26 protein-coding genes are annotated in these 22,772 nt (G+C 46.1%); 10 read left to right on the forward strand and 16 right to left on the reverse strand.

Annotation, left to right across the window (positions count from 1 at the left end):
- Window positions 1-36: 36 nt before the first annotated feature.
- Window positions 37-939, forward strand: coding sequence for an AraC family transcriptional regulator (locus F0L74_RS22910; RefSeq protein WP_149840244.1), 903 nt, complete (start codon window positions 37-39; stop codon window positions 937-939).
- 27 nt (window positions 940-966) lie between these two features.
- Here F0L74_RS22910 and F0L74_RS22915 read toward each other — a convergent pair whose 3' ends face one another.
- Window positions 967-1,710, reverse strand: coding sequence for a DsbA family oxidoreductase (locus F0L74_RS22915; protein ID WP_149840245.1), 744 nt, complete (start codon window positions 1,708-1,710; stop codon window positions 967-969).
- A gap of 345 nt (window positions 1,711-2,055) precedes the next feature.
- On the reverse strand, window positions 2,056-2,913 hold the full coding sequence (locus F0L74_RS22920) for an AraC family transcriptional regulator (RefSeq protein ID WP_149840246.1): 858 nt from the start codon (window positions 2,911-2,913) through the stop codon (window positions 2,056-2,058).
- 127 nt (window positions 2,914-3,040) lie between these two features.
- Here F0L74_RS22920 and F0L74_RS22925 point away from each other — a divergent pair, with 127 nt between their 5' ends.
- Window positions 3,041-4,570, forward strand: coding sequence for a sodium:solute symporter family protein (locus tag F0L74_RS22925; protein ID WP_149840247.1), 1,530 nt, complete (start codon window positions 3,041-3,043; stop codon window positions 4,568-4,570).
- Window positions 4,571-4,587: 17 nt separating this feature from the next.
- The gene (locus F0L74_RS22930; RefSeq protein ID WP_149840248.1) at window positions 4,588-5,532 is read left to right on the forward strand and encodes a dihydrodipicolinate synthase family protein; all 945 of its coding nucleotides are present in this window, start codon (window positions 4,588-4,590) and stop codon (window positions 5,530-5,532) included.
- A gap of 82 nt (window positions 5,533-5,614) precedes the next feature.
- Here F0L74_RS22930 and F0L74_RS22935 read toward each other — a convergent pair whose 3' ends face one another.
- The 3 genes from F0L74_RS22935 to F0L74_RS22945 form a co-directional block, all read right to left on the reverse strand.
- Window positions 5,615-6,343 carry a GNAT family N-acetyltransferase gene (locus F0L74_RS22935; protein ID WP_149840249.1) on the reverse strand — a complete coding sequence of 243 codons (729 nt, stop codon included), beginning with the start codon at window positions 6,341-6,343 and terminating at the stop codon, window positions 5,615-5,617.
- Window positions 6,344-6,497: 154 nt separating this feature from the next.
- Entirely contained in the window at window positions 6,498-6,713 is a 216-nt protein-coding gene (locus F0L74_RS22940; protein ID WP_149840250.1) for a hypothetical protein, read from the reverse strand.
- Window positions 6,714-6,805: 92 nt separating this feature from the next.
- The gene (locus F0L74_RS22945; protein ID WP_149840251.1) at window positions 6,806-7,378 is read right to left on the reverse strand and encodes a hypothetical protein; all 573 of its coding nucleotides are present in this window, start codon (window positions 7,376-7,378) and stop codon (window positions 6,806-6,808) included.
- 239 nt (window positions 7,379-7,617) lie between these two features.
- On the opposite strand from F0L74_RS22945, the gene F0L74_RS22950 reads away from it, so the two are divergent.
- The 4 genes from F0L74_RS22950 (at window position 7,618) to F0L74_RS22965 (ending at window position 10,687) form a co-directional block, all read left to right on the forward strand.
- Entirely contained in the window at window positions 7,618-8,193 is a 576-nt protein-coding gene (locus tag F0L74_RS22950; RefSeq protein ID WP_213087057.1) for a Crp/Fnr family transcriptional regulator, read from the forward strand.
- A gap of 259 nt (window positions 8,194-8,452) precedes the next feature.
- A complete protein-coding gene (locus F0L74_RS22955) occupies window positions 8,453-9,523 on the forward strand; it encodes a hypothetical protein (protein WP_149840253.1) in 1,071 nt (356 codons plus the stop codon).
- Window positions 9,524-9,542: 19 nt separating this feature from the next.
- Window positions 9,543-10,058: a hypothetical protein gene (locus F0L74_RS22960; protein WP_149840254.1), complete on the forward strand. Its 516-nt coding sequence runs from the start codon at window positions 9,543-9,545 to the stop codon at window positions 10,056-10,058.
- Window positions 10,059-10,237: 179 nt separating this feature from the next.
- Window positions 10,238-10,687 (forward strand): SRPBCC family protein, encoded by a 450-nt coding sequence (locus F0L74_RS22965; RefSeq protein ID WP_149840255.1) that lies wholly within the window; start codon window positions 10,238-10,240, stop codon window positions 10,685-10,687.
- 123 nt (window positions 10,688-10,810) lie between these two features.
- On the opposite strand, the gene F0L74_RS22970 is transcribed toward F0L74_RS22965, so the two are convergent.
- Together F0L74_RS22970 and F0L74_RS22975 are read right to left on the reverse strand one after the other, a co-directional pair.
- Complete coding sequence (locus F0L74_RS22970; RefSeq protein ID WP_149840256.1) at window positions 10,811-11,617, reverse strand: hypothetical protein; 807 nt, start codon at window positions 11,615-11,617, stop codon at window positions 10,811-10,813.
- Window positions 11,618-11,877: 260 nt separating this feature from the next.
- Window positions 11,878-12,789, reverse strand: a complete 912-nt coding sequence (locus F0L74_RS22975; protein WP_149840257.1) for a helix-turn-helix domain-containing protein — start codon at window positions 12,787-12,789, stop codon at window positions 11,878-11,880.
- 145 nt (window positions 12,790-12,934) lie between these two features.
- On the opposite strand from F0L74_RS22975, the gene F0L74_RS22980 reads away from it, so the two are divergent.
- The 3 genes from F0L74_RS22980 (at window position 12,935) to F0L74_RS22990 (ending at window position 14,924) form a co-directional block, all read left to right on the forward strand.
- On the forward strand, window positions 12,935-13,345 hold the full coding sequence (locus F0L74_RS22980; protein ID WP_149840258.1) for a GlcG/HbpS family heme-binding protein: 411 nt from the start codon (window positions 12,935-12,937) through the stop codon (window positions 13,343-13,345).
- Between the two features lie 42 nt (window positions 13,346-13,387).
- A complete protein-coding gene (locus F0L74_RS22985) occupies window positions 13,388-14,197 on the forward strand; it encodes an SDR family oxidoreductase (protein WP_149840259.1) in 810 nt (269 codons plus the stop codon).
- 154 nt (window positions 14,198-14,351) lie between these two features.
- Window positions 14,352-14,924 carry a hypothetical protein gene (locus F0L74_RS22990; protein ID WP_149840260.1) on the forward strand — a complete coding sequence of 191 codons (573 nt, stop codon included), beginning with the start codon at window positions 14,352-14,354 and terminating at the stop codon, window positions 14,922-14,924.
- A gap of 76 nt (window positions 14,925-15,000) precedes the next feature.
- Here the strand turns inward: F0L74_RS22990 and F0L74_RS22995 are convergent, their stop codons facing one another.
- The 9 genes from F0L74_RS22995 to F0L74_RS23035 all read right to left on the reverse strand — a co-directional run bounded on the left by F0L74_RS22995 (window position 15,001) and on the right by F0L74_RS23035 (window position 22,746).
- Window positions 15,001-15,612, reverse strand: coding sequence for an SIMPL domain-containing protein (locus tag F0L74_RS22995; protein ID WP_149840261.1), 612 nt, complete (start codon window positions 15,610-15,612; stop codon window positions 15,001-15,003).
- 32 nt (window positions 15,613-15,644) lie between these two features.
- A complete protein-coding gene (locus tag F0L74_RS23000) occupies window positions 15,645-16,070 on the reverse strand; it encodes a hypothetical protein (RefSeq protein WP_149840262.1) in 426 nt (141 codons plus the stop codon).
- A gap of 116 nt (window positions 16,071-16,186) precedes the next feature.
- On the reverse strand, window positions 16,187-16,828 hold the full coding sequence (locus F0L74_RS23005; protein ID WP_149840263.1) for a response regulator: 642 nt from the start codon (window positions 16,826-16,828) through the stop codon (window positions 16,187-16,189).
- Window positions 16,818-18,698, reverse strand: a complete 1,881-nt coding sequence (locus tag F0L74_RS23010; RefSeq protein ID WP_188316124.1) for a tetratricopeptide repeat-containing sensor histidine kinase — start codon at window positions 18,696-18,698, stop codon at window positions 16,818-16,820. The genes F0L74_RS23005 and F0L74_RS23010 overlap by 11 nt, the downstream gene beginning before the upstream one ends.
- 290 nt (window positions 18,699-18,988) lie before the next feature.
- Entirely contained in the window at window positions 18,989-19,723 is a 735-nt protein-coding gene (locus F0L74_RS23015) for a DJ-1/PfpI/YhbO family deglycase/protease (protein ID WP_213087058.1), read from the reverse strand.
- A gap of 115 nt (window positions 19,724-19,838) precedes the next feature.
- A complete protein-coding gene (locus F0L74_RS23020; protein ID WP_149840266.1) occupies window positions 19,839-21,320 on the reverse strand; it encodes an alpha/beta fold hydrolase in 1,482 nt (493 codons plus the stop codon).
- A gap of 34 nt (window positions 21,321-21,354) precedes the next feature.
- Entirely contained in the window at window positions 21,355-21,924 is a 570-nt protein-coding gene (locus F0L74_RS23025) for a carboxymuconolactone decarboxylase family protein (protein ID WP_149840267.1), read from the reverse strand.
- 16 nt (window positions 21,925-21,940) lie between these two features.
- On the reverse strand, window positions 21,941-22,510 hold the full coding sequence (locus tag F0L74_RS23030) for a cupin domain-containing protein (RefSeq protein ID WP_149840268.1): 570 nt from the start codon (window positions 22,508-22,510) through the stop codon (window positions 21,941-21,943).
- An 11-nt stretch (window positions 22,511-22,521) separates the two neighbouring features.
- Complete coding sequence (locus tag F0L74_RS23035) at window positions 22,522-22,746, reverse strand: 2TM domain-containing protein (RefSeq protein ID WP_149840269.1); 225 nt, start codon at window positions 22,744-22,746, stop codon at window positions 22,522-22,524.
- Between the last annotated feature and the right edge of the window lie 26 nt (window positions 22,747-22,772).

Consider the following 22,772-nt stretch of genomic DNA (forward strand, 5'->3'; position numbering starts at 1 on the left):
TGAAAAACACCAGGACAGGAACAATAAAATGGCGTCATGAGAAGCACACAGACCATGCAGCACTTTAGAGAGAGTGAAGCCAACAGCCTACGGGATAAATTTAGTACGGAGGATGGCCATTTTAACCTCTTCCGGAATAAGGGCTATACCGGCCCAATGGAACTAGCCTACCAGCGACGGGATTTTTACTCCATTAGCCTTGTGGATGGGCCCATTAACATTGACTACGGAGATCAGTCAGTAACCGTTAACAAAAATGCATTGTTTATTACCAGCCCACGCGAGCCCTTTGGCTGGCAATTACTGGAACGGCTGCCAAACGGATTTGCCTGTATCTTCTCCAATGTTTTCCTTGACAAATGCAATCATGTGCGGGATTATACCATATTCCAACCGGGCAACTACCCTATATTTTCCCTTTCCAACTGCCAGATGGCGGAAATAAGCCTGCTCTTTGAAAAAATAGCCACTGAACTGCAGGGAAATTTTATTTACAAGTATGATGCGATCCTGAACCTGGTGTTGCAGATCTTCTTTAAGGCGTTAAAGCTATCTCCTGTGATCCAGTGCCAGGGCTCTTATCCTGACAAACCCTCCCTGGTGGTGAGCTCCTTCATAAAATTACTGGACGGACAGTTTATGGCAGGCATGCCTTCACCGGAAACGCTGATCCGCTGCCCGGCAACGTTTGCCCAACGGCTGGCCATCAGCGTAAATTATCTTAACCGCAAGATCAAGGAGGCTACGGGCAAAACCACCTCGCAGTTGATCACAGAGCGGCTTATCCGCGAGGCAAAAGGTTTGTTAAAACACTCAGACCGGAGCATAAAAGAAATTTCATGCGCCCTGGGGTTTGACGATGTGGCGCATTTTATCCATTCCTTTAAAAAGATGGAGGGCATTACGCCCAGGTCTTACCGGAAACACGCATTGATCTGATAAAGCCAATAAAGGCCACGTACGCGCTTACGACTTACGGGCCGCCGCAGCCAGCTGCTCAAACAACGCAAGCGGCTGCAATCCCGGGATCAGCTGGCCCGCCATGAACCATGCCGGCGTACCCCTTACGCCAGCATTAACGGCCAGCGCTTCACTTGCCGATACGGCTGCTTCGCCGTTACCATCCGCCCACACTTGTTGCAAAGGGGCGGTATCAATACCATTTGCTACGGCAATACCCAATATGGTGTCAGCGTCGCCTATATCACGCCCGGCGGCAAAATGCGCATTAAACAGGTCGTGTAAAAAAGATGGGAACGCAGCCGGCTGGTGTTGCCGCGCCCATTCTGCGGCCATCAGCGCCTTGCGCGAATTAGGCAGTTTATCCTGCCAGTGAAGCGGCAAACCGGTTTCCGCGGCCTGCTGTTCAATTGTTGTATACATCGGGCCCTTACGCGGTCCCATATACACGCCCGCAGCAGGGATATCCGGATGCGCCTGAAAAGGCAGCTCTATTACGGTAAGTCCCTGTGAGATCAGGTATTCATTGCGCTTTTGGCCAAGATAGCAAAAAGGACAGGTCAGGTCATACCAATGCAATACCAGGTTGGAACCTTCCTTTACTTCCGCTAAAGCAGGTATGGACTGGTTAAGGGCGTTTCCTGTATTATTATCTGTTAATTGAAAAGACCGCTGATCCGCGGCGGGTAACTGGCAGGCATTATCCGCTGCACAGGTACCATCGGTGGGTACATCATTTCCATTGCTCATCGTACTTGCTCCTCTTATTTTGGTTTACAAATATCCTATTTTTCTTGCAGAAAACCTGAAGCCGCGGTTTGCACATGTCTCAGTCAACCGTTACCTGGCCGTTTCCTTCCTGCTGATACCCTTTTCCCCATTTGTATACATACCGTCTTACTAATGTGAACTTGCCTTTTTTGTTCTTCACGTAAGCTTGTACAGTAAAAAAGTGTCGCTGATATTTTTAATCTGCAGATCTGTGCTCTGGGATTGCGCCGTAACGGTAAGGGCTATGCCAATAGCGCATAGCAACAAAGGAACATTCTTTTCATAGCAATAAATAGTCGGGGATAAAGATAATCATCTGCGCGGTTATAACTTATCTCTGAATTTCTTGGGAGATACACCCATTACCAATTTAAATGACCGGGAAAAAGCGTAGGGATCCGGGTATCCCATCTCTACAGCAATCTCTTTTACAGTAAGCCGCGTTTCTTTCAGCAGCTGGCTGGCTTTCTGCATACGCAGGGATGTAAACAGCTGGATGGGCGAATAACGTGTCTTCTCTTTAAACAAGGCAGACAGATAGGAGGCAGACAACTGCGTTTCCCTGGATAGATCTGCCAGTGTAAGCGGGCGGTCGAGCTTTTGTTTCATGAGCTGGATACATTGCTCAATAATATTATCGGCCCCTTTCTTCATGTAATTGAAAACGGTAAGCCGGAAAGTCCCCAGGAAACTGTAGAAGCGGAAATTGGCGTACAACAGGTTCTCAATATTATTCATCAGGTCCAGATGATGCAGGATATCATCAAACTGGGCATTGCGGCCCACCAATGGCGGAATAGTGCGCGGTTTGATGCCGTTGCCCAGGTAATTGAAAATATCATCTGCCAGCAGGCCGGAAAACTGCACTGTGTAAATGCGCCACGGCGCCTCAGGGTCCGGCCAGGAGCGGAAGCGCGTATTTTTCGGGATCACCAGGTATTGGCTGGGCTGCACACGGCTCTTTTTTTTGCCGGTCTCCAGCCATCCTTTGCCCTGTGCGGCATATAGTAAGGTGTATACCAGCGCGCCCTTTGGCTCGCTGATCTCCCTGGCCGCATTTTCCGGGTAGAAGCCAATGGCCGTTATATACAAGTTCCTTCCAAGCGGGTGCTTTTCCAGCTTGCGCTTTAGCTGTTCCGGTAAGATCCGTGTGATGGGCGCGCTAATAGACGGGTTATTCATCGCCACAGTAATTTAAGCCATTCTTTTTGTAATTGAAAACATTGTTTGATCCATAAAATTTGGCAACCTTCGCAAAAGACAGGATGTTTTCCTGTTCATTATCCACGTATGAAATCCGGAAACTGATATGCGCCAATTGCCTGTAATTGATCTGGCCGTGATTGCCATTTACCTGTTGGGAATGATCCTGATCGGCGTGCGGTTTTCGCGGAAGAATAAGAGCGCTGCACAGTTTACCACAGCATCGGGAACAATTCCCGGCTGGGCGCTGGGGCTTTCTTTGTATGCCACTTTTTTAAGCAGCAATACTTTCCTGGGCGTTCCGGGAAAAGCCTTCGGCAGCAACTGGAATGCCTTTACTTTCAGTTTGTCCATGCCGCTGGCAGCGTTCATTGCAGCAAAGTATTTTGTGCCATTTTACCGGAGAAGCGGAGCAGTAAGCGCATATACGCACCTGGAGCAACGGTTTGGCCCCTGGGCCAGGACCTACACTACCGTGTGTTTTATCCTGATGCAGCTGGCGCGGATGGGCTCCATCTTTTTTGGCGCGGCGCTGGCGCTGCAGGCCCTTACAGGATTGGAGATGCGCACCATTATCTGGGTCACCGGCATATGTATTATTATATACACAGTGCTGGGCGGTATGGAAGCGGTGATCTGGACAGAAGTATTACAGGGTATTGTTAAAACCACCGGGGCCCTCGTAATTCTATACCTGGTGATTAAAGGCATGAATAATGGCGTGGGGGATATTTTCCGTATTGGCGGAGCCGATGGGAAATTTTCTCCTGGCAGTTTCAACCTGGGCGATTTTAGTCATTCCACTTTTTGGGTGGTGTTCCTATATGGGTTCTTTATTAACCTGAATAATTTCGGGATGGACCAGAACTATGTGCAGCGTTACCATACCGCCAGGTCGGAGAAGGAAGCTTCCCGCAGCATCTGGTTATGCGTGTACTGGTACGTACCGGTGAGCATGGTGTTCTTTTTTATTGGCACCGCACTGTATGCCTATGCACAGCAGCACCCGGATGTATTACTGGCCGTCAAACAACAAGCGGCGGCAGAGCGGCATATCCCCGTATCCATGCTGCAGCCGGCAGATTATGGCGATAAGGTGTTGCCCTGGTTCATGGTCACCAAAGTGCCATCCGGACTGATGGGATTGATAGTGGCCGCTATTTTATCCGCCGCCATGAGCACCGTCAGCAGCGGTATGAACAGCACCGCCACCGTTTTCCTGAAGGATATCTACCAGCGTTATATTGATCCTGAGGTGACGCCCAAAAGGGAAATGCGGGTACTCTATTCCGCCGCCTCCCTGGCAGGTGTATTCGCCATCATTGCGGGCATATCCATGATAGGCGTAGGCAGTATCCTGGATATGTGGTGGGACCTGGCGGGCATCTTTGCCGGCGGCATGCTGGGGTTGTTTCTCCTGGGAATGGTATCCGGCATCAAAAACGCAGCGGCGGTAATAGCCACTATTATCGGTATCCTGATCATTGTGTGGATGTCTTTATCCAAATATCTGCCCGCAGAATGGGTGCATATACACAGCCATCTGCACGCGCATATGATCATCGTGGTGGGCACGCTGTCCATCTTCCTGACCGGTATGCTGCTTACCAGTGTGCAACGCTTAAAAACTTCCTGATTATAAAAGCTTTTTTTATGCAAAAGAAATTTGTACCGGTGATGATCACCCCTTTTAACCTGAAAGCGCAGATCGACCTGGGGATGGTAGAGCACCTGATCCATTTCTACCTGGACGCCGGCGTGAGTGGTTTCTTTGCCAACTGTTTATCTTCCGAAATGTACAGCATCAGTGAGGACGAGCGGCTGGCGCTCACCAGGCATGTGGTAGAATGTGTAAACGGCCGCGTTCCCGTGGTGGCCACAGGGTCCTTTGGCCTCACCATAGAAGATAAAGCCGAGTTCACAAAAAAGATCTATGACACCGGCGTAGATTCCGTGATCATGATCACCGGGCATTTTGCCAATATAGATGAGCCGGACAGCACATTATTGCAGCGTTTTGAAAAACTGTTTTCCCTCACCCACGATATTCCGCTGGGCTTGTACGAATGTCCCGCGCCCTATAAACGCATTATCACGCCGGAAATACTGCAAACACTCCTGGCTACCAACCGGCTGGTTTACCACAAGGATACCTCCTGCAACGTAGAGAATGTGCGTGCCAAACTGGCCGTTACCGCCGGCAGCAACCTGGAGTTCTATGACGCCCATACGCCCAATGCAGTGGCCTCCATGCAGATGGGCGCGGCGGGTATGTCTTCCATTTCCGGGAACTTTTACCCGGAGGTATTGGTATGGCTCTGCAATAATGTGAACGACGAAAGCAAACAGGAGGATGTACGCTGGATCCAATCCGAACTGCAAAGAGTAGACCCGCTGATCCATATTGCATATCCGCTCAGCGCGAAATATTTCCTCCAGCTGCGGGGCCTTCCCGTGCGCACCATCAGCCGTGCGCACGCGCTGGAATTAACGCCGGAACAAAAACAGACCTTACAGCAGATCCACCGTGATTTCGAAGGCTGGTGTGATCGCTTACAGATACGGCATTCCGTGCCGGCGACAGAACTGGGGGCATAAGTTTATACAACGAATAAGCCGCATACATCTTAATAATGTATGCGGCTTTATTTTTACCGGCTACTTGTAGCAGGCTTCCTGTCTATACTTTAAAAATATAATTCTTTATCCTGAATTCCTCTTTAAAACCCAGCTTCAGGTAAAGGCCTTTTCCCATAGCCGACGCCTGCAAGGTAGCATAACTGGCGCCCAGCGCAATCGCCCTGTTAAGGATAAAGACCATCATATCATCTGCAATCCCTTTTCTTCTCATTCCCGGGATAACGCCTACGGCATGGATGCCCGCAATATCCCCAGTGGTGTACAGCATAGCGGTACCCGCAGGTTGATCCTGGTAATAGGCAAGGTAGTACTCGATCCCGTTACCCGTCCGCATCAGTATCTCTGGGCTAATCAGGTATCCAAAGGCCTGCCCAAAAATATCAGACCATAGCTGCGCTGCAGCATCGTCCGTCACCCGCCGGTAATCCAGGCCTGGCCGCTGTAGAAAAGGCTGCTCCAGCTTTAATGACATCCCTATCTGCTCAGACTTTTGCTGATACCCCAGCGTATCCAGTATCTGGAAGGATCCGCTGTTATAGATATCCCAATACGGGAGCGTAAATGCGGAAGACTTGTCATCAATAGCCGCAGCGGCTGTTTTTATCAGCTCTGGCGTAATATCCTGGTTAAACCATAACCGGTTAGGCCATCCGGAGTGTTCAACATGGCAGTAATTAAAGGCCGCAGATCCAAAACAGCCATTAAATGGGCGGCTGGCCTGTTGCCAGAGGGCGGTAAGATTATCGATATTGGATTGAATGGTATTCAATGTTATTGTATTTTATTTTGGCCGGGTAAACTTACAACTCCCCTTGCATCACCCCAAATTTTATTAAGATGGACATTCATTGCCTATAAAACATAGATGCGCTGCCTCCATAGGAAAGCAGCGCATCTAATGTCGTCAAAAGGCAACAAGGTTATTATTGTTCCTTTGCTACAGCCTTCGTATAAATATATTCGAGCATAAAATCGTTCTCCCCGTTTGACATTTTCTGGAACGATAATTTACCATCAGCATCGTAAGTATTCGTAAAATTAGTTGTAGCGGTAACACCGTCCTTATCCTTTGTGGTAACGCTAAACAAGCTGCTCTTACCCAAAGAGAATATATCTATATCATTATGCATAATGACCATCAGCTGAGGATTCCGCGAAAACACTTCCAGAAACGGGTTAGGATTAGCGCTATTATCGTAGGTGTAATTGGATTCGCTGGTTTCATTCCGGCTTATCCCGCCAAAATAGGTCTCATAATGATGATAAAGAAGTTGGCCGGATTACCGTCGCTATTATAGGTAAATTCCGTATAGTCGAGCATTTTGGTATCCATCTCTATCAAAGTATCTTTACTTCCCAGCAGGGCTACCTTATTATCACTGCCCAATGTCATGGAGCTGCTGTTCCACACACGATGATCATCCGGGTCCAGCCGGTATATAGTTACTTTATTACCAGTATACGCCAGGGAATCCAGCTCCCTGATGTTATTATTATCCCCATTGAACCAGGTTACTGTAGTGCATTGCTTATTACTATTATACCCGAACTGGATACGGTATTCCCACTGTTGGTTATCCAAGCCGTCCATAAATAATGTTCCAACCGAATAGTCACCATTATACACAAGGCTGTCCAGTATCACTCTTTGTTTGCTGCCATTCTGTTCTACGGTATAAGAAACTGAAACGGGCAGGAATGTGGGTTTTCCAGGCTCGCGACCCGGGTCGTCGTCCTTCTTACAACCGGCCGCCAATGCAATAACCGCCAAAACCAGCATTTGGGCTACGGATAATTTTTTCATAGGGTTCTATCTTGTTGTTTGATTTCCATTTTTTGTTACATGACAAACCTCCGGGGTTTATTTGGGTTATCCTCTCCCCTACGGGCTTCCGTTTCTTTCGTATATAGATTATTGACGGCGAAAGATACAAAAGTTTATCTTTTTAACCATTCCATTTTATAACAGACGGGGTATGACGCCTCCCTGCCCATTTGTGCCAAATTGTATAATTTCGCCTATAATGTAAAAACATGCAGCTGGTGATACAACGTCTGATAGATCATATCAAAAAGATCTACCCCATTGAAACGGAAAAATTAGGCTTACTGGAACCGTTCTTTGAGCACAGAACATATAAGAAAAAGGAGGTATTACTAAGCGAGGGCAGCCGGTGTTATGAAAAGTTCTTCATTGCCAAAGGATGTACACATATATACTATGTAAGGAAAAATGGAACAGAGCAGACCATCGATTTTGCCATAGAGGACTGGTGGACATCAGATTTCATGGCGTTCCAGCAGGGAGCTGCGGCACAATTCTCGATTCGTGCTATTGAAACCACGGAAGTACTGTGCATCAGCACTGACCGGCAGCGCGAACTACTGGATAAAATCCCGGAATTGAACGGCTATTTTCATCTTGTTTTCCAAAAGGCCTATGCTGCTTCTCAAATGAGGTTCAGAACCTTATATGAGCTCTCTAAGGAAGAATTATATCATGATTTTAGCCGGCAGTTTCCCGCCTTTATGCAACGTGTTCCACAATATCTACTGGCGTCTTTTCTGGGTTTCACCCCTGAATACCTAAGCGAGATCAGGAAGAAGTATCTTCCTTAAATTCGCTGTCATAAAAGATAAGATGAAGGATATGGGAATTTCCATAAATTATTATTAAAAGCTATTACGGACAACCAGGTAAAATACATTTCCCATATCTTCAATTTACCAAAAGACGCCATATATGAAACCCGGTTTAATGTTGCCACTGCCACGGCTTTGACAGCCGTTCCCTTACATTTCTCTTATTTAATTAAAGCGTGAAATCCCTTTCACGCAAGGATACCTCGTTTTCGTTAATCATCAAACTATAATTATTATGACCAAAAAAGCTTTATTGACCCTGATCATTGCCTGTTTTTACCACTTTGTGCTTTATGCCGAGAACATTGCTGATTTCTCTATACCCGCCACCTATCTCGAAAACGGGAAAGTAAGGCTGAATGCTGCAGGGAGTACTTCCTTTAAATTTACTGTTTCCTGCTTGCGCAGCGTTGTAGGGGGGACAAGCGATTATGAGCCTGCAAACATAAGTGTCACCCTGGTCGCATATCACCCTGGCTCAAATGGCGCACCGGTAATGGTAAATTTAGGCGGGCCTTATACCATTAAAACCGCTGATTTTAACAATACTATTGCAACAAAATCATTTGATGCCGTTACTTCCTACACTGGCATACAAAATGAAACGGGTATTGCCTTGCTGTGGAGCTCCAATCAGTTCCCTACTCCCAGCCTTTATAACAAATCATATCAATTTGTCCCCTATACCCCTCCGGCAGATCCGATTTCCAATAATACCATCGCGTTCAATACTCCTTATGTTTACATGAACAATTTAGACGTTTCCGGATCTACGCCTGCAGTACAAACGGGGAGCTATACCTATTACTGGCACTTTGATATGGGAGGCGACGTTAATAACCCTGCCGACTATACCGTCATTGCAAATACGGTGAATAGTTTACAGCTAGCGCCCTCTAACCGTTTGATCAACGGCACTTACCGTCTTACCAGGGTTATCACGGACGCCAATGGTGTTATTAATACAAGTAATGAACTTGTATTAACCCGTCCTTCCTCCAGTATTATTTTAAATGTTGTCGAACTACCCGGCAACACAAAACAAGGAGATGCATTTCTAGTCGGGACCGTAGCGCATCTGGGCATTTCAAATCCCACTCCCGGTATTAAATACCTCTGGTATTATTATCATTGGTATATACCGGTAAATGTTGGCTACATACAATTAGCATCTGGCGAGGGAACATCTTTTGATTTTACGCTTAGCCCAACAAGGCTTCCATTTCCTAACGCCCGCCCAGAAAATATTTATGTATGGGGCAGTGACGGGTCAACAGGTAATTTTGGAATACAACTAATTAATTAACTGTTAATAATCTTAGCATATGAAAAATAATCTTTTAAAAATATTCTATCTATTAGCTGTTATATGTTTATTGTTTGGTTGCCTTAAAAAAGAAAACAACATAAGCAATATCAAAAGCAAACCTGACAATAGCAGCATCGATACGAAGATCAAAGACATTGCCGTTTCACAGGCAGCTTTTGATGATATGGCTAAAACCATACTCACAGAAAAATTTGACACCGTTGTAGACTATTCCATAAAACAAATAGATATCAAATCTATTGAGCAATTCAAAATTGCCGAAGTGGAAATAACCGCGGCTGGCAGCGAGTTCAACTACTTTATACTTACGCCTGCCGTATTTAAGGAAAAGCCTCAGAAGGAGAAATATGTTTTAAAGCCGGTTACGGATATGGTTTCCAATGCCAGGATACTGGTCTTTGCGGCCGGTAAACCATCGGCGCGTAGCGATATTTCTTACGATGACAGTACTTTTACCATCAGCAGCCGGAACAATACCTTGTATTTCTTAACTGCCAACGCTGGTAAATAACAGCCGTATTGCGTGAGAGAGGCTGTATACCTTAAACAGTATACAGCCTCTTTTTATTCTCTCATGTAAACTAAGTCGCAAATCACCCCTCTTTTGTCTTATATAGCCTCCATGCGAATCCAATTTTTCATCCATCTTTGTTGTGTTGAAATTAATCACTAACAATCAAAATAGATCTTATGTCAAACAACGCTGTTTCACTGCACAGAGTCCTTAAAGCCTCCCCGGAAAAGGTATACCGCGCATTTACCGACGCCCTGGCAATTGCATCCTGGTTACCTCCTTATGGATTTCTTTGCACCGTTCATGAAATGAATGTAGAGACTGGTGGCTCCTTTAAAATGTCATTCCAGAATTTCACCACTGGTAACGGCCATTCATTTGGCGGTACTTACTTAGAGCTCAAACCTAATGAGTTTCTGAAATACACTGACAAATTTGATGATCCTAACCTGCCGGGAGAAATGATCACCACTGTTTCCCTCCGGAAAACCATTGCCGGTACAGAAATAAAGATCGCCCAGGAAGGGATCCCTGCAGCCATACCTGCTGAAATGTGTTATTTAGGCTGGCAGGAATCACTGGAAAAGCTTACTAAACTGGTAGAACCTGAAATACCGGACGCCTGATCCGGCAAACAAGGACCATATCGCTTTCTCAGACCATCACGCATAACGTTGCCGATGGTCTTTTTTTGCAAAAAAAAGGAATTGAGCAGCGCCCAATTCCTTTTTTCACATACGTACAATATACTATTTGCAAGTGCTGTTATAATCACTAAAGATCTGAGTACCCATTATCAGCAATTTATCACCGGCCCTGTCTACCTCACCTTTGATCAATTTACCGAATGTGCTTTTCTTCTTTTCCTCCTTTGCAGGATCATAAGAGCTGTAACCACCGGCTGCCAGCTTATCCGCTACAGTTTGACAATCGCTTACCAGCTTTTTGATATCGGAAGCAGTCAGCTCTTTGGGCTTGTCGTCACCTTTCTGTACCAGTACATCAGGGTTCTCACGAAGATTCACCTCATCTGCTTCCGCAGCGGCAACATCATTATTGCCCGCAGCCACCGGCGTGGGATAACCATAAAGACGGTACATCTTAATAGGGCCGTCAACAATTACCTCTGCCATGTGCGTAGTGGACGACAGGTTCTTGATTGTTTTGATCTGACCACCTAATCCGCCGGTCGTGTTCAACAAACCTTGTCTTTTGTTGACGAATTTAATGAGGCGGAAATGCCTTTCGGTGCTATCATCAACAGCAACATACTCCTTCATGTCATCAGCGTCATACACTTTGAATTTCTGCTTTTTTTTCTCGGGGTTGATAGATTCTTTAGGGACGAATCTAACTTTTTTCTGGTTCATCCAGGGGTTTTGCGCTGTGCCAACCAGCTTTACAATACCCTCAATCTTTTGGTCGTCTTTGGTAATAATGTAACCTTGTTTTTCATTTCCTTTAAGTTCGTACTCGTCGTTGTCGTTGTCCTTGTCCTGGGCAAAAGAAAGGATGGAAAGGGATAACAGGCCCACTGTTAAAAATGTTGCTTTCATAGATATTTAAAAAAATTTGCGCAAATGTAATATTATTATTTAACCACATATAAAATAATTGCGCATATATGCTATACCGTGCCCAGTTGCCGGTATCAAGGGCCTAACTTAACTGGCTTAAATAATATAAAAGGGTAATTATCAACCTCAAAAGGATTATATAAACAAAATGTTAAATGTTTTTACTTTTAAAATCTAAATATGTCATCCAATGTTATAACATGTCTTCCGGGCGGAAGAACTTTAGGCTCTGTAATTGATCAAACCGTGTTTTTCCTGAACTCATTAGGAGTAAGACCGGTATTCTTTTTAAAAAAATAGTTAAAATTCGGCTGGTCTGAAAAACCGACAGCATAACTGACCTGCTCCAGCGTCCAGTTGGTTTGCAACAGTAAAGCCTTGCACTCATCCAATATCCTGCCCTTAATATGCACACTAACGTTTTGCCCCGTGTACTTTTTCAATACCCGGTTAAGATAGTTTGGGTGCAGGGCCATCGACGAAGCAAATTCCTTTGCTGTTCGCATACTCAGCGGTTCATCGCAGTTTATTTTCGAAATTTTCGTTTCAAGCAGCTGAAAAAAATGATGTACGTGACCGTATTCTTCGTCAGTGGATACCGGTTCAGGGATACCAGACATCCTTGCACAATCGATCATCATCAACTGCATATAAGCCTGTATTGCATCATAGCCCAACTGTGTTGTATTGTGCTGTTCATTATACATGGATTCCCATAACCGGTTAAAGCCCGGAACAACTCCCTCATCCAATGTGATCACACTTTTCGATTTATCTGTAAATAAACCTAAACGATCCATTACAGCCCTCAGCGCAGGCTGTTGATTAACAAAGTCCTTCCTGAACAAAATGTAATAACCCACGGACTCGCCGGCGGTTTTCTGCCAGGATATGATATCATTTGGATGAATGAACATAATGGTAGGCCTGTCAACAAAATATTTATTGAGCCCCATGGTAAAATAGCCGTCCCCACCGGTGATCATCAGCACCTTATAAAACTCCCTCCGGTTGGCGGAGAGGTAATTACGGCAGTCTTCGGTTTCACGGTTAAACACACGCACCAGCGTTGACGTAAAACTTTCCCGCAGAATAGGCGTAATACCGGGAAAATCTCTAAGCATATCTATAGTAGCACTTCCCTTTATCATGCAACCAAATTAGGAAAAAAAGGGAATATGATGGAAAGGTTTGATTTTCATAAAAACAGGGATACTCTTCCTATAAACCTGTCCGGATATCCAAAATACCTTTGATCTATCAAACTGAAACAACAATAGTCACAAAAAATTCATTATGGAAATCAATTTAAACGAAACACGGCAAGTGATACAGCTGGCGAAAGCCAAAGCTGTTCAGCTTAATGTAAATGTGAATATAGCCGTATTGGATACCGCCGGCCATCTTAAAGCCTTTGAGCGGATGGACTGCGCTTTTTTAGGCGCCATGGAACTGGCGCTAAAGAAGGCCAAAACAGCCAGCCTGTTCCGTACCAGCAGCGAAGCAGTGGGTGAGTTTCTGAAGCCGGAATCCGGTACATATGGGATGGTAAACACGAATGGCGGATTAATAGGGTTTGCTGGTGGATTGCCCATAAAAAATGGAAATGATATTGTGGGGTACATCGGGGTATCTGGCGGAGCCATATCTGAAGACCTTGCGATAGCCACCGCGGGAGTGTCGCTATTTGACCAGGCAACAATTTAATTAAGAACAACTAAAGACAATCACTCATTAAACAACAAACCAATGAAACCAAAAACAATTCTGATCACCGGAGCCGGTTCCGGATTTGGAGAAGGAGCAGCAATCGGGCTGGCTAAGGCTGGGCACAAAGTGATCGCGGGCGTGCAGATCTCTCCCCAGGTAACAGCGCTACGTAAAAAGGTGGAGGAATTAGGCTTGCAGGATAATCTACAGGTAGAGCGCCTGGACATCCTGGACCCGTATGACGTAAAGTATGCGCTAACCTGGGATATTGATATCCTGTTCAGCAACGCCGGTATGGGAGAAGCCGGCCCTACTTTTGAGATCCCTGTTGACCTGGTGCGCCGTAACTTTGAAACCAACGTGTTTGCGCCGTTGGCACTGGCCCAGCAATTCATAGCCAAATTCATCAATGAAAAACGTACAGGAAAGGTTGTCTTTACCTCGTCAATGGGTGGCTTGTTTACACCTCCGGGATATGGTATCTATGTATCCACCAAACATGCGTTGGAAGCCATTGCAGAGGCGATGCAAGACGAGCTTAAAAAGTACGGGATACAGATACAGACCATTAATCCCGGCGCCTACCTTACCGGTTATAACGAAACCATGGCGGATAATCCCTTCCGCTGGCTGGACGACAACAAGAACTTCACCAAACGCGCCGAGATGCGGGAAGTGTTCGACAGCCTCTTAGGCACGCCGCAGGGCCGGCTGGACCCGCAGGAAATGATCGACGCCATGATCAGGATCGTTCCGTCAGATACGGGTAAGTTTAGGAATGTTGTACCGCAGTTTGTAGAAGACATGTTAAAAGAGCATCAGCAAAAAGCCTGGGATAATACAATATAACGACGTTTCATCAGGCAGGCCGGGTAAACCTGGCCTGCCTGTATCCAAAACAATAAGGCTGAGCTTCCTAAAAACCATGCCCTCTCCTTCCAAAAAACTATGGTAGCTTTGACAAACGCATATATCATTTTAATCCCAAATAAACTAAATGATTATGGCTACCATAAACCTTCTAAAAACATTTCCATCAATTGCATTAATTATTTTATCTGTACTTATTGCAAATCCGGTATTCGCCCAAAACACCGGGGACTCTACAGACAGACAGTTTCATGACGACCTTCTGGATCATTTCATTGGCAAATGGGATGTTGATGCAATGGTGCACGGTCAAAAATTCACGTTGGACTTGGAGGCAGCATGGGTGATGGACCATCAATACCTCCATATTCGCTTTAAGAGCCATGAGGTAATTCCGTGGCTAAAGATCCCGTTTGAAGGAGAATATTTTTTTGGATACAACCGGTTAAGCAAACGTTATGCAGTGCATGAATTTAATGTACATGGCGAAGCGCGGGTTGAAACCTTTTTCTATGCTGACCGGATCGATAATGAATTTAAGCTGACGAAAAAAATTATCGGTACAGACAGCCTTATTGTACAGCGGTTTACATGGGAGCCGGCATCAAATTCCTGGCGTAATGAATCGAGATTGCTGGTAGACGGGAAAGAAGGCACCGTTTATATAAATATGAAATTGGTAGCAATAAAGCCACCATCAGAATAGGAAATTGGAAATATAAAAGCCGCATAGATCCTACGATCTATACGGCTTTATTATTTTCTAAATGGATGAAGGCCGGCTATTCAATCGCGAAACTAACTGCCAGCGTGATATATTGATCTTCCACCGGCCTGAAGTAAAAATTCTCTTCCACTGTGGTTTCCTGGGGGGTAAGATCCGTAACCATTAACACAGGCCCCAGCTTTTTATCCATTGCTTTTGCAATGACGCCGGCTTTATCCCTGCAATTGAGAAACGCGGTCTCGAATTGTTTCGCATCTTTCGCAACTGGTTTGAACTTTACACGTGTACTTGTGATATTGATAACGGTGCCGTTGGCCAGTTTTGCTGCCTTTAACAGTTCGTCGAGGGAGCGGGCTTTTAAAGTATATAAACTGCCTTCCCTGTAAAGCTGTAACGCCTGGTAAGCCAATTTGTCTTCTTTAAACTGGCTTTCGTCCAGACCGGCTTCCTTTGCCTTGGTAAAAAAGCTCTTTTTTAGTTCTTCAAAAGGCTTTTTGCTGTCTGACTCCCCATAATCCGCAGCTATAGCAATATCCATCAGGTAATATTCTGCTTCGCGCTCTATTTTGGCAACGCCACTAACCTGGATAGAGTGGTTTTGCTGTTCCTGGGCATAGCTGCCCAATGCCGACATCAATATGGTGGCGGCCAGTATTATCTTTTTCATCGGTTAAAATTTTACTTTGTAAAAGAACAACGTTACGCAATCGTAAAGAGGAAGGACGCAGCTATCATCCATGCGCCAACGATGATACCCAATATGCCAAGTTTACCTTGCTTAGGCGCTACTTTTTCCCGGATACGCACTGCTTTTTCCCTTGCCTTTTCATTACCGGAGAGAAAAAGCTTGTTGATGAGTGGGAATCCGAGTAAGAAACCAAGACATGCCTCTACCAGGCTACCTGCGGCCAATGTAATCCACCAGATAGGCGCCGAGGTAAGCCAGCCAATGTGTAAAACAGCGGTTACAAGCCCCCATATACCCCAGAAACAGAAAACAATCCCAATCCATCCCTGGTAGGGCTCTACTTTCTCCAACAGCTCCTTTGCGTTAGGCTTTTTAGATAAGATCAGGGAGGGAACGGCAATGATGCTCAGCAGGATTAATGTTATTCCGTAGATCATAATGTTGCATTTTTTAGTTAAAGGATTGTTTGAATTATTATGCAACAAAGGTAGCCGGGTACGATGGGGGCAGCAACATCGTATTCAGTGAAAATGCACCCCCTGTTTTCAGGGGGTTAACTGAGGAGGCCTAATTTAACGGCATACCTGGTCAGGCCAGCCAGGTTACGCACTTTCAATTTCAGGATAAGGGTCTTGCGGTAACTTTCAATAGTATGTTTGCTGAGGAAGAGTTTATCGGCGATTTCCTGGGTGGTATATTCTTCCGCGATCAGTTTCAGTACATCCTTTTCGCGGGAAGTGAGCATTTCAAGCGTTTCCTTTTCCTTGTTGAAAACGCTCTTGAGATACTCCTGTTTCACGGCCTCTGAAAAGTACTTCCCTCCTTTGAGGATCGTTTTGATTGCTTCCAGTAATTCATCTGAATCTGCATTTTTTGATAAAAAACCGTCAACATTATTCTGGATAAGCATATCGATCATATTGCTGTCGGTATGCATGCTTATTACCAGGGTACTGATCTCCGGTCTTTTTTCTTTGATATAATTATTCAATGTAATGCCATCCATGTCAGGCATACTGATATCGGTAATAACGAGATCCACCTGTTCGGCCGGGTGCTGATCAAGATAGTTCATGACCATTCTGCCATTATGGGCATAATAGCGTACATGAAGGTCCTTTTCTTGTGCTATTAACCTCATAACGCCTTCCAGGAACAATTTATGATCGTCCGCAAGGATAATATTATGCTTCATACCATTCCGCGTTTAAGGGTATTTCAATGTCAATTACTGTGCCTTTTGAGGGGAAAGAGTCTATGGAAAATACGCCGTCGAATAATCGCAACCGCTCACGAATATTCTGAAACCCAATGCCGAATTGCACTGTCTCCACGGAAAAGCCCTGGCCATTATCTTCAAACAGCAATTTAAGCATGCCATCCAACCGGGTCAGTTGTATCTCTACTTTCGACGCCTGACTGTGTTTCTGGGCATTCGTGATCAATTCCTGGATAATTTTATAGATCTCCACTTTCAGCGAAGTTCCAATCCGGTCAACTTCTTCAGCAGGAAAGGCATGGAAGGTGATAATGGCGCTACCGGGCGCCTCAAATTGCCTGATATAGCCGGAAATGAGCTCGGTAAAGCCTGTGTTGCCGAATTTATACGGAACAAGATCATGGGAAAGATCACGTACCTGGTGGTAAGTATCCTCTACCTGCCGGATAAGCGCTTCCGGTCTATTCACCCCGGTTTGGTTACAAAGCTGGAGTTTGATGGCAGCGAGGTTGCCGCCAATGCTGTCGTGCAGTTCAGCCGCAATCCGTTTCCGCTCCTTTTCCTGGCCGCTAAAGGAGGCTTTAAGCAGTTCCAGTTCCTTATCCTTCAGCAACGCCGCGATTTTCTGCCGGTTCATTTCCTCCATGGTAGTATTTAGTTTGCTTTGAGCCTGCAGTTTCTGGTAATACATATACAGCAAACCTATGATGGGCAACAGGATAACGAGAAAACCGATCAGCAGGCTGTATTTCAGCGTTTTCTGATGGCTTAATTGGTTCTCTTTATTTAATATTTCTTTCTCTTTCTGGGCGGTCTGGTACTTTATTTCAAGTTCGTTGACCTCCCTTTTATTCTGCCTGTTCAATACTTCCCGGGAAATGCCCAGGTACTGTGTCATGAGTGCATAGGCGTTCTGATAATCGCCCATTGCCGCGTGCAGGTTACGAAGACTGTTCAGTACCTTCAGCTGCGCTTCCAGGTCGTTCCATTCAAGCGCGTTAGCGTATACCAGGGACAGCAAAACTTTTGCGTTATCATAATCCTTTCGGTCGGTCAGCAGGTCCCCCGTCCTTTGCCCCGCATTGATATATAGATCAAAAAACTGATGTTGCTGCGCCTTATTTGTTACCTCATTGTAAATGGAATACGCCTCTTCGTCTTGATGGCTGAATTCCGCGATGATGCCGAGCGTCAGTTTCGCCTGCAATTCCTTTTTCTCCTGATGCTGCTGTTGGAAATAAAGCAGCGCTTTCCGGGTGTAGTCTTTCGCCTGCACCAGGTCTTTCCGTTCTAGAAAAATGATGCCCAGCCGTTCATACACCAATTGTATCAGTTGTTCGTCCCGGCTTGTATTCAGCAGCTCCATATATGCTGCAATGGCTTTATCGTGTTCATTGCGGGCAGCATATACGTTGGCTATCCCCAGCTTATTTTCATTGACGGCGCTCTTATTGCCCAGCGCATCCGCAATCCCCGCGCCCTGCAGGTAAAAGCGTAAGGCTTCATCGTACAGTCCTTCCTCACTATAAGCGTTAGCCAGTGTAAGATAAAGGGACACCTGGTAGGAACGTTTATCAGCAGCTGGCAGATCGCTTTGATTAAGACTGTCGATGAGCCGTTGCGCATAAAGGATCACCGAGTCCGTAGTGCCATGGGCGGCATGGAAAGCTAATAGCGGCTGTACCGCCAGTATTTTCGCCTTGATACCGGTGGCAAGATGTATTTTCCGCAAAAGGGAATCGGGCGTTTTTACCGGCACCTCTCCGTACCCGGTGAAAGCAGCGTCATTTTGAGCCAGGCAGGAACAGGAAACCGCCAGCAGGCCAGCAATAAGCAGGGCTAACACGTTGTTTCTTCTGGTTCGGGTTAATATGGCAACTTCCATGACTAAGAACAATACCTATATTTAGACCGGGAAGATAATAATTAAACGTATCATTTTTGCCAGTGTCAGCCTACAATAACATGATATCAATATATTGAGCAACCGGCTTATACCAGGTTATTGTTCCAATTTGTTATCATGCTCTATACATGACTGCTTTAGGGCAATCATCCCTCCTAAGGGTAGCTAACAGCTTGAAAATTATCTCAGGAAGGCCAGCCCTAAAGCATGTCATTAAACTGCCGGCCCGGTCATTTTTTGATTAACCAATCCTCAACAGCTCTTGAAAAATCAGCTACATCGATCGGGTGCCTGCTGGTGATCATATTGCCGTCAGTAACCACGGGTTCATCGGTTACAGTACCACCCGCATTTTTCAGGTCAACCTGGATATTCCAGTAGCCCGTCAGTTTTCTCCCTTTCAGGATATCAGCCGACGCCAATACCACCGGTGCATGACAAATGGCCGCGATCAGCTTTCCGGACTTGTTGAAGTCCTGGATAAATTTGATCACATCTTTATCATAGCGAAGATTATCCGGGTTCCAGGCGCCGCCGGGAATAAACACCGCATCATAATCGCTTACTTTCACCTGGTCTGCTGTACGGTCAAATTTGATCCATCCTGCAGGTTGCAGATATTGAATAGCCATGATATGCGTTTTGGACATCTCCGGGTAACTTAAACCATATCTCGCCGGAGCGGGATTAAACTTTGGCGCTACAATGTCAACGCTGGCGCCTAATTGCTTAAAATACCAAACCGGGCCTGTTAATTCAATTTCCTCAAAACCGTCCGCTGCTATCACTGCGATCTTCTTTCCCTGCAGCGTTTTCTCCTTGACCGGTGTGAAAAAGAATGCCTTCATCGCCTCATTACCGGGTGCGTTCAGCAATTGGGATACAGGCATGTTGACAACGGCGGTAGAAGTAGTCAACTGATTGATTACTTCCAGTTCATACGACTTTCCTTGTTCTGCTTTCATGTTTGTCTGGGCATTTATGTTAACGACAGAAGATATGCTTAATAGACCTGTCATCAGGATTTGATAGATCGGTTTCATTTCTTAAATGTTTGGATATTAGTGTAATGGAGTGTAATTATGGACGGATAACCGGGGCAAACCCGATCAACCTGTGCAGGCCTGCTTCGAAAGGCTGTTTTTTGATGCTGGTATGCAGGTAGTCGATCACAGGTTGTATAGGTGGAAAATTCAGATGATACTGAAACGCATCTTCGTTCCTGAATTTTTCATACGTAACAAATTGGGTAATGTCGTCCTCCAACTGCGAGAGCTGGTAATTAATGACCCCCGGTTCGCTGCGGAACTGCGGCATGGCAGTGTGATAGACTTCTTTGAAATTATTTTCTGTCCCTGGTTTTGCATCCACAAACAACATAATGGTCAGCGGCTGGTCCTGTTTTCCGGTAACACTGCGCCATTGCGATTTGGGAAGTGGTTCAAGGTCTTTCACATAGATCGTCTTTGCCGGCTGTTTCAGTGAATTGCGTGATAAAGATTCGATGGTTTTGAATGCAGTACTTTTACCGGCTTCGTCCAGCGCGTCTTTGGTGCCCCACCTTTCAATAAGCCACAGCACGGTTGTATCTGCCTGCTCATAATAGGCTTCCGATAAAACATTCGTTTCTGATTGCAGTGAATGAGCTACATAATCGCTTACCGCCTGGCGGAATGCGGCCTGATATGCCGGGTGCACTTCATAGCGGATCAGCCGTGCCACAACGCTATCCAACTGGTCCGGTTGCTCATCCTTTCCAATTTTTAACAGCAGGCCGGAAACCTCATGCGGCCGGGACAAAAAAGGAGAATGGCTGGTATTGACGGTGTAGACAGTTTTAATACCTGCTGCGGCGATCATACGGTCCTGAAGCCCGGGTGAGATGACCATATCCTGGAGTGTCTTGATATACACTTTCTTCACCGCACCGAAATTTTCCGCCGTAAGTGCAACCTTGCCGGTAAAGGGAATGGCCGGCTCAGCACGATAGTTGTCAAGTACGCGTTGTTTGACGGCTTCGGATCCTTCACTGATGAAAAGATAGGTCAGGCTGTCCCGTTTGACATCAAGTGTTAACTGATCGGCGGAGGGAACTAGCAAAGGCCCCAGTTTGGAGCCAGGGTCCGAAAATGCGAGATCGGTTAGCGCCTGTCCGGATGAAGGAAGAAAAGCCCCGATGTATACCAGCTTCCTTATCTTTGACGGTATCTTCTCGGCCACATTTGTTATCACCATTCCACCCATGCTATGTCCAACAAGGATCACATTACTATCTGCTTTTGAGATCGCATCGATCACCTTGTCCGTGTACACATCAAGGCTAAGCCCTTGCGGCGCCGTTGTGTCGGCGCCGTGGCCCGGAAGTTCCACTACAATTACTTTGTTGCCGCTTTTTGAAAGATCAGCCTGAACGGAATCCCAAACATAGGGCGCCTGCCATGCGCCATGTACGAGCACATAAGTTTGCGGAACGGCAACCGGTCCTTTCTCATCGCCGGCACATCCGGCTGCTATGGAAAGGACTGCTGCCGCTGAAAGCAGTGATGCTACTGTTTTTGTCATTTTAATTTGTATTAATTGATCATTACATTGTATACTACGCTGTCCTGTCCGGCGCAGGTATATCAAATCCATTCAGGATGATAGCGATGAGACTGTAGCCGGCAATCAGAAAGAACAGTTCCGCAACGCCATCCCGCCCAAGCAGATCTACCGCCTGCTTATAGGTCGCATCCGGAATAATATGACCGCTGATCAGCGAAAAGGCAATAACATGCGCAATGTTCTCTTCTTCATGTAAACCATATGGCTGGCCACCGGCTGCCAGGGCTGCGATATTGGCGGATGAAATACCGGACACTTTTGCCATGATCTCATGTGCATATAATTCAAAGCGGGCTCCATAGGCGCCCCCTACTGTAAGGATGGCTACTTCACGAACTGTTTTGGCCAATGTAGACTGTGTATCGAGCGTTCGCAGAAAGCTCAGCGCGGGTATGCCGAACTGTGGATAATGCAGCATTGGTATAAAGGGCCCCAGCAATGCGCCTGCCGGATCAAGCATGTTTACCTGGCTTTGACTCCGGCCAACAAGACTGGCGGCCTCGTCATGCACGTAACGGACTTCAGGACCAAGGCTGTCTGGTGGTATGGGTTTGATACGCATAGTTGACATTTCAGTATTAGGAGATTTCATCGGTAAACTGTCCATCGACCAGGATAAAGGCCATCCGGCAGATCTTCCCGGAGCGGTTTGCCCAGGCATGGTTTGTTCCGCATTGAACAACTATATCACCGGTATAAATGGTGGCCTCGCCACGATCAAGGACCAGCGTTATTTCGCCTTCCAGCACGATCCCGTAATCAACTGTTTGTGTCCGGTGCATTAATGGGTGGGGTGCGCCTGCTGCAGATGTAGAAGCTTTTTCATCCCCCATAGCGCTGAATTTTGCCGCGGCGTCAGTTCCTGTCAGTTTTCGGATTTCCTCGCCTTCCGGCGGAAATTCGATAACACGCATCCTTGTCCCTTTTTTGGGTGGAGATAACATTAATCCGTTTTCATCAGGCTCCTGGGGCTGTGCATGAATTAAGGCGGGCGCTTCCAGCGTGTGCCATACCTCGAAAAAGGTAGGGCCGCCGGGGCCGCCGATCAATTGGGTATGAACAGGCGGGGCATCGGAAATAATGATGGCTTTCCCTTCAGCATCATGCCCTGTTACAACGCGTCTGAATGTTTTTTGTGGCTGATCCATGGTTATGTTTTTTAGTTTTTTCCGGATTTTTTAAAAACAAATACACCGAGGTAGTGAAACATCACTCCTACTGCCCATGCGGGAGTAGACCATAATGGCCATGGATACGTTCTATCGGTTAAATACCATACCAGCCAGATAGCCGGAGTGGTCAGCAGGAATACGATTAAATGAATTTTGAACCCTTTTGCTGCCTGGGCGGGTGTAGGGGTGGTCCATTGATTTGAATGTGTCATACTAGTGGTTTTGGCCCATTGTGGCT

Source organism: Chitinophaga agrisoli (assembly GCF_008386695.1).
Lineage (GTDB): Bacteria > Bacteroidota > Bacteroidia > Chitinophagales > Chitinophagaceae > Chitinophaga > Chitinophaga agrisoli.

Excerpts from the sequence above, each read along its gene's own strand:
- F0L74_RS22995 (WP_149840261.1), bottom strand. The coding sequence starts at position 15,612 with ATGAAAAAGATAATACTGGCCGCCACCATATTGATGTCGGCATTGGGC.
- F0L74_RS22990 (WP_149840260.1), top strand. The coding sequence starts at position 14,352 with ATGGCTACCATAAACCTTCTAAAAACATTTCCATCAATTGCATTAATT.
- F0L74_RS23030 (WP_149840268.1), bottom strand. The coding sequence starts at position 22,510 with ATGGATCAGCCACAAAAAACATTCAGACGCGTTGTAACAGGGCATGAT.
- F0L74_RS23035 (WP_149840269.1), bottom strand. The coding sequence starts at position 22,746 with ATGACACATTCAAATCAATGGACCACCCCTACACCCGCCCAGGCAGCA.
- F0L74_RS23020 (WP_149840266.1), bottom strand. The coding sequence starts at position 21,320 with ATGACAAAAACAGTAGCATCACTGCTTTCAGCGGCAGCAGTCCTTTCC.
- F0L74_RS22955 (WP_149840253.1), top strand. The coding sequence starts at position 8,453 with ATGACCAAAAAAGCTTTATTGACCCTGATCATTGCCTGTTTTTACCAC.
- F0L74_RS22960 (WP_149840254.1), top strand. The coding sequence starts at position 9,543 with ATGAAAAATAATCTTTTAAAAATATTCTATCTATTAGCTGTTATATGT.
- F0L74_RS22915 (WP_149840245.1), bottom strand. The coding sequence starts at position 1,710 with ATGAGCAATGGAAATGATGTACCCACCGATGGTACCTGTGCAGCGGAT.
- F0L74_RS22945 (WP_149840251.1), bottom strand. The coding sequence starts at position 7,378 with ATGAAAAAATTATCCGTAGCCCAAATGCTGGTTTTGGCGGTTATTGCA.
- F0L74_RS22920 (WP_149840246.1), bottom strand. The coding sequence starts at position 2,913 with ATGAATAACCCGTCTATTAGCGCGCCCATCACACGGATCTTACCGGAA.
- F0L74_RS22910 (WP_149840244.1), top strand. The coding sequence starts at position 37 with ATGAGAAGCACACAGACCATGCAGCACTTTAGAGAGAGTGAAGCCAAC.
- F0L74_RS22925 (WP_149840247.1), top strand. The coding sequence starts at position 3,041 with ATGCGCCAATTGCCTGTAATTGATCTGGCCGTGATTGCCATTTACCTG.
- F0L74_RS23015 (WP_213087058.1), bottom strand. The coding sequence starts at position 19,723 with ATGAAAGCAGAACAAGGAAAGTCGTATGAACTGGAAGTAATCAATCAG.
- F0L74_RS23000 (WP_149840262.1), bottom strand. The coding sequence starts at position 16,070 with ATGATCTACGGAATAACATTAATCCTGCTGAGCATCATTGCCGTTCCC.
- F0L74_RS22980 (WP_149840258.1), top strand. The coding sequence starts at position 12,935 with ATGGAAATCAATTTAAACGAAACACGGCAAGTGATACAGCTGGCGAAA.
- F0L74_RS22965 (WP_149840255.1), top strand. The coding sequence starts at position 10,238 with ATGTCAAACAACGCTGTTTCACTGCACAGAGTCCTTAAAGCCTCCCCG.
- F0L74_RS22970 (WP_149840256.1), bottom strand. The coding sequence starts at position 11,617 with ATGAAAGCAACATTTTTAACAGTGGGCCTGTTATCCCTTTCCATCCTT.
- F0L74_RS23025 (WP_149840267.1), bottom strand. The coding sequence starts at position 21,924 with ATGCGTATCAAACCCATACCACCAGACAGCCTTGGTCCTGAAGTCCGT.
- F0L74_RS23005 (WP_149840263.1), bottom strand. The coding sequence starts at position 16,828 with ATGAAGCATAATATTATCCTTGCGGACGATCATAAATTGTTCCTGGAA.
- F0L74_RS22940 (WP_149840250.1), bottom strand. The coding sequence starts at position 6,713 with ATGGTCATTATGCATAATGATATAGATATATTCTCTTTGGGTAAGAGC.
- F0L74_RS22985 (WP_149840259.1), top strand. The coding sequence starts at position 13,388 with ATGAAACCAAAAACAATTCTGATCACCGGAGCCGGTTCCGGATTTGGA.
- F0L74_RS22930 (WP_149840248.1), top strand. The coding sequence starts at position 4,588 with ATGCAAAAGAAATTTGTACCGGTGATGATCACCCCTTTTAACCTGAAA.
- F0L74_RS22975 (WP_149840257.1), bottom strand. The coding sequence starts at position 12,789 with ATGATAAAGGGAAGTGCTACTATAGATATGCTTAGAGATTTTCCCGGT.